The 4,885-nt window shown below is 53.0% G+C and carries 4 protein-coding genes; all 4 read left to right on the top strand.

Going from position 1 to position 4,885, the window contains the following annotated elements; genetic code table 11:
- A partial coding sequence (locus FJY67_11350) for an IS5/IS1182 family transposase (protein MBM3330043.1) occupies nt 1-118 on the top strand: 118 nt, incomplete at its 5' end.
- A gap of 259 nt (nt 119-377) precedes the next feature.
- Nucleotides 378-1,388 carry an ABC transporter permease gene (locus FJY67_11345; protein ID MBM3330042.1) on the top strand — a complete coding sequence of 337 codons (1,011 nt, stop codon included), beginning with the start codon at nt 378-380 and terminating at the stop codon, nt 1,386-1,388.
- 79 nt (nt 1,389-1,467) lie between these two features.
- The gene (gene amrS / locus FJY67_11340) at nt 1,468-2,502 is read left to right on the top strand and encodes an AmmeMemoRadiSam system radical SAM enzyme (protein ID MBM3330041.1); all 1,035 of its coding nucleotides are present in this window, start codon (nt 1,468-1,470) and stop codon (nt 2,500-2,502) included.
- Between the two features lie 12 nt (nt 2,503-2,514).
- The gene (locus tag FJY67_11335) at nt 2,515-4,344 is read left to right on the top strand and encodes a hypothetical protein (protein ID MBM3330040.1); all 1,830 of its coding nucleotides are present in this window, start codon (nt 2,515-2,517) and stop codon (nt 4,342-4,344) included.
- The last annotated feature ends 541 nt before the right edge of the window (nt 4,345-4,885 follow it).

Genomic DNA, 4,885 nt, shown 5'->3' with positions numbered 1-4,885 from the left:
GAACCGATTCAGAAAGCTGTTGGTTCGCTATGAGAAGAGAACAGCAAGCTATGTGGCCCTAGCGCAATTGGCTTGCGCCATCATTGCCTACAGAAAAGTAGGCGTTATTTACGGATAAACACTAAGACCAAAATTGTTATCCCTGATCCAGCGATAGGCATTTGCTGTTTTCACCACAGGGATGGGAGCCAATTGTGCGGTCAGATGTCTTCATCTGACCGCTCCGCCGTCGGATGGGGACATCCGACGGCACACTTAATCAGGTTTCGCAAGTCGGCCACCGAGGGTGAAGTAACAAAATCCCGCCTGGTGCAAACGTCTTACTTGCTTACTAAACCTTAAGCCCTAAGTCTTAAGCCCTAAGCCCCGAGCCTCCTTTGTCTTCTTATATCCTGAAGCGACTGTTGCTGATGATCCCGACCCTTTTCGGAATCACGGTAGTCGCCTTTCTGATCATCCATCTGGCGCCGGGCGATCCAGCTGCGATGAAGGCTCAAGCCGCCGGCGGCAGTTTCGCCGAGTCAGGCATCAGCGAAGAGGTGATCCTTAAGACGCGTGAACTCTATGGCCTCGACAAGCCGCTCCATACGCGCTATTTCCTCTGGCTGCGCCGGATCTCGACGTTTGATTTCGGGGAGTCGATCAAGTTCCAAAAGCCAGTCTGGGAGTTGTTGAAAGAACGTGTTCCCGTCTCAATCCGGCTGGCGCTCACTTCGCTGGTGATCGCCTACCTCCTTTCGATACCGATCGGCATCTACTCGGCGTCGCATCAGTATTCCCGCTTCGACCGGTTCCTTACGTTAATTCTGTTCATACTCTATTCGCTGCCTTCGTTCTGGGTGGCGACGATGCTGATCGTCTTCTTTGGCGGCGGCGATTTCTTCGATTGGTTTCCAGTCTTCGGGCTGGCTTCGGTCGGCGCCGAAGCGCTTCCCTTCTGGTCGCGGGTTTGGGACGCGGCATGGCATCTGGTGCTGCCGGTCTTCTGTATGACCTATGCTTCGCTCGCGGTGCTCTCGCGCTATATGCGCACGGCTATGCTCGAAGTGGTGCGGCAGGATTACATCACTACCGCTCGCGCCAAGGGGCTATCCGAGCGGGTCGTCATCTATAAGCATGCCCTGCGCAATTCGCTGATTCCAATTGTGACCCTCTTGTCAAGCCTTCTGCCGGCGTTGCTCGGCGGCTCGATCATCATCGAGACGATCTTCACCATTCCCGGCATGGGCCGGCTGGCGTGGGAGGCGATTCTGGCGCGCGACTACCCGGTCATTATGGCCGAACTTACTATAGTCAGTTTCCTGACCCTCTTCGGGATATTGCTCTCAGACATTCTATATTCGGTCGTCGATCCGAGGATCGCCTTTGAGCGCAAAGGCGAAGGATGACGATCGATAGGCAACACTCCAGTGCCGATATGGAGAGTAATCGCCAACAGGTGCAGTTCCTGCTGCGTAAGTCTTTCGTATGAATGATAATCTAAGACTTACAGCGCGTCCCTCCTTTGTCGGTCAGCCGCTGATCGAGGTTCCTTTCCAGAGCCGCCAGGGACGACGCATCCGGTGCGAGGTTTGCCCGCTATATTGCACCCTCGGCGAAGGCGACATCGGCGTCTGCGGCGGGCGGCAGGTGATCGGCGGTAAACTGATCGCGGTCAACTACGGCCAGGTCTGTTCGCTGCAGATCGATCCCATCGAAAAGAAGCCGCTCTATCACTACTACCCCGGCAGCGAAATCCTCTCGGTCGGCCCGAACGGCTGCAACCTCACCTGCAGTTGGTGCCAGAACTGGCCCATTAGCCAGAATCGCGCGCCGACCCGGTCGGTCGGCCCGGAGGAACTGGCCGATATGGTCGATGCCGTCGATGGCATCGGCGCGGCTTATACCTACGCCGAGCCGCTCATCTGGCTCGAATACCTCCTCGACGCCGGCCGCGTCTTGCGCGAGCGCGACCTGGTCAACGTCTTCATCACCAACGGCTACATCAACGCCGAGCCATTGAAGCGACTGTTGGAGGTCGCCGACGCTTTCAACATCGACCTGAAGTCGTCCGACGACGCCTGCTATCGCCACCATTGCGGCGGGCGTCTGGAAGACGTCCAGCGGACGATCCGGATGGCTCACGACGCCGGCAAGCACGTCGAAATTACGCACCTCGTCGTAACCGGCGTGAACGACCGTCTGGAACGAATCGAAGCCGTCGCGAAGTGGGTCGCCGCACTCGACCGCCAAATACCGCTCCACCTGACCCGCTTCTTCCCGTCGCACCGCTATGACGAGCAGCCGACCGATCCGGCGTTTCTGGCCGAAGCCTGCGATTTGGCGCGCTCTTACCTCGACTGGGTCTATCCCGGAAATACGACCGGAACGGGCCTGGACAGCCTATGCCCCGGCTGCGGAGAACTGCTGGTCAAGCGGTTGGGAGAGACGGTTGAAGTGCTTGGAATCGAAGCGGGCAGTTGCTGGAATTGCGGGCAGGAAGTGCCGTTTGTGATGAGTTAGAAAAGGTGCAGCGTGGGCGAAGGCATAAGGCGGGATGAAAGGCAAGTAACAAGTGAAATCATGAAGCAAGAGAGAAGACATTGGCTGGCGGCGGGGTTGGCTGTGTGGCTGCTTGTGGTGGTGATGGGGATCGTTGGGGGCGCGGGAGAGGTATGCGCGGACACGACGTGGGTCTCGGGGCGGGTGTCGGGCGAGTGGACGCGCGAGGGCAACCCCTACATCGTTGTCGATTCGACGTGGGTGGCGGAGGGGGATACGCTAAGGATTGGACCGGGAGTATCAGTGTTGTTTGACCCATCATTGGGTTTCTATATTAACGGTATGATAGTTGCCACTGGAACCTCGGAAGATTCAATCCGTTTCTCTTCTCGCAGACCTAACAGGATGTGGCGCGGAATCCGATTGCTACAGAATGATGTCACGGTAGATATGAGTTACTTGACAATCAGCATGGCTGATACAGGCGTATTTGCCTATCGTCTTGCATCGCTGGACATTCACTCTACGACCATATCATATTGCAATTCCTTTGGTCTATATACGATGGATTGCGAGAGGATTATTCTGTCGGAGAGTAAATTCATTGGATCATATAAACTTGTGGCAATCTACGGAGCGGTTAGCGCCACTTGCGAGGGCAATCTATTTGTATCGGGCCGAGATTACGCGTTGGGGCTTATTGCAGATACAGTGGTTGTCTTTAATAATATTGTCCGGCTTTGCGGCCTGATTGAAAATGCGGCATATAGCGTGGGTATAAATATCGCTTCTTACGGTATAATTCACCATAACGTGATCGATTCCAATCATGCCGGTCTCAATGTATTTCTCGACGGATATCGCAGGGTCTACAACAATACGATTTCGAATAATGTCCGCGAAGGTATAACTCTCGGCGGAGGCCAAAATAATGCCGCAGTTTTCAATAACATGATAGTGAATAATATTTGGTACGGGGTTTTTCAGTACAGACCCTTTAGTGGAGAATTTCATAACAATATGCTATGGGGAAACGGACGCAATTACAACCGAATCGATTATCTTCCACGAGGAGTTGGTGAATTGGCAATGACGAATGCAAACGGCGACTCTTGCGACCGGTTGGAGAATATCTACTTCGAGCCACATTTCATCACCTTTGGTGATAGGCCCTATGGGATACTTCCGGGATGCAAAGCGATTGATGCAGGGTCATTGAGGATCGGGTACGATGCAGATGAGACCTTTCCTGACATCGGTGCTTTTCCTTCAGATCGACGAAGGCGAGGCCCGGGAATATCCTATCCGCCCCCGGGTGCCAATTATGAAAGGTATTCGGTAGGCTACCTTATCCATCACCGTGTTAGCGGCGGAAATCCGGGACAAGGATATTTTGATGTTCGATGGACAAGTTCGGATTATGTTCACTATGGTCGAGGGGCATTCGCTGAGGAAGCCGTCGATTCAGTGTTTTATTGGCGCGCCGGAAGGGACACACTCCTCATTAATGCCACTGATGGGTATCTTGTTGAACGGCGAGTGATCTACATAGAGATATACCACTCATTGGGAGCCGACGCCAGCGACACAGTGAATGACTCAAAGGAATGGCTCATCTCGGCACCATATCCGAACCCAAGCAATGGCGATGTACGTATCGAACTCCTGTCGCTCGAAAGCCAACCGGTCGAATTCATTGTCTATTCTTTAGACGGTAGGATAATACACAAAAACCATACTATTGGAACTGGATTGATCGGCATGTACTCAATACCTACCCGAAATTTGCCTGCTGGAGATTACATTCTGCATTTAAGGAATAGTGTTTGGAATGACGTTCGAAGAATCACCATTGTGCGCTGAAGAACACCGTACTACGAAATTAGATTCATACAATTCAGTTTCTTACCAATCCAGTTAAGGAAATATCATGCAGGCCACTACCCATCTGAGCCGATTGAACCTTTTAGTCTTCGGCGTTCTTATCGGCTATTCATCGACTGTAATCGGCGACAATTTGCATCTCAACTCAGGCGAAGTGTCATTTATTACGGGGGGCATCAAATAGTTGCTCAGGGAGGGCGGGCATTCCTGCCTGCCCAAAGGCGGATAAAGAGTCCGCCCTCCTGCAAGAGCAACTCTAACCTGCACCCATTAATATGACGAGGAAGACAGCGGCAGTTATTAATGGGGTCATTTTATTATAGACACATTCAGGCGGCATAGGCGACCTTGGGAGCTTTGAAGAACCGCCGGACTATGTCCGGTCGTTTCTGCGTCACACGAAGATAGAATCGCACGTTCTCCTGCAGCTCCTTCTTCGTGGCCGGTCGATGACTTTGTGATGCGTTGTTCTTGATGTCATTATTCAAGTACTCATCCGGATTCAGTTCGGGGCTATAAG

This window comes from Calditrichota bacterium (assembly GCA_016867835.1).
Taxonomy (GTDB): Bacteria; Electryoneota; AABM5-125-24; order Hatepunaeales; family Hatepunaeaceae; genus VGIQ01.
This window is presented reverse-complemented; position numbering and strand designations above follow the sequence as displayed.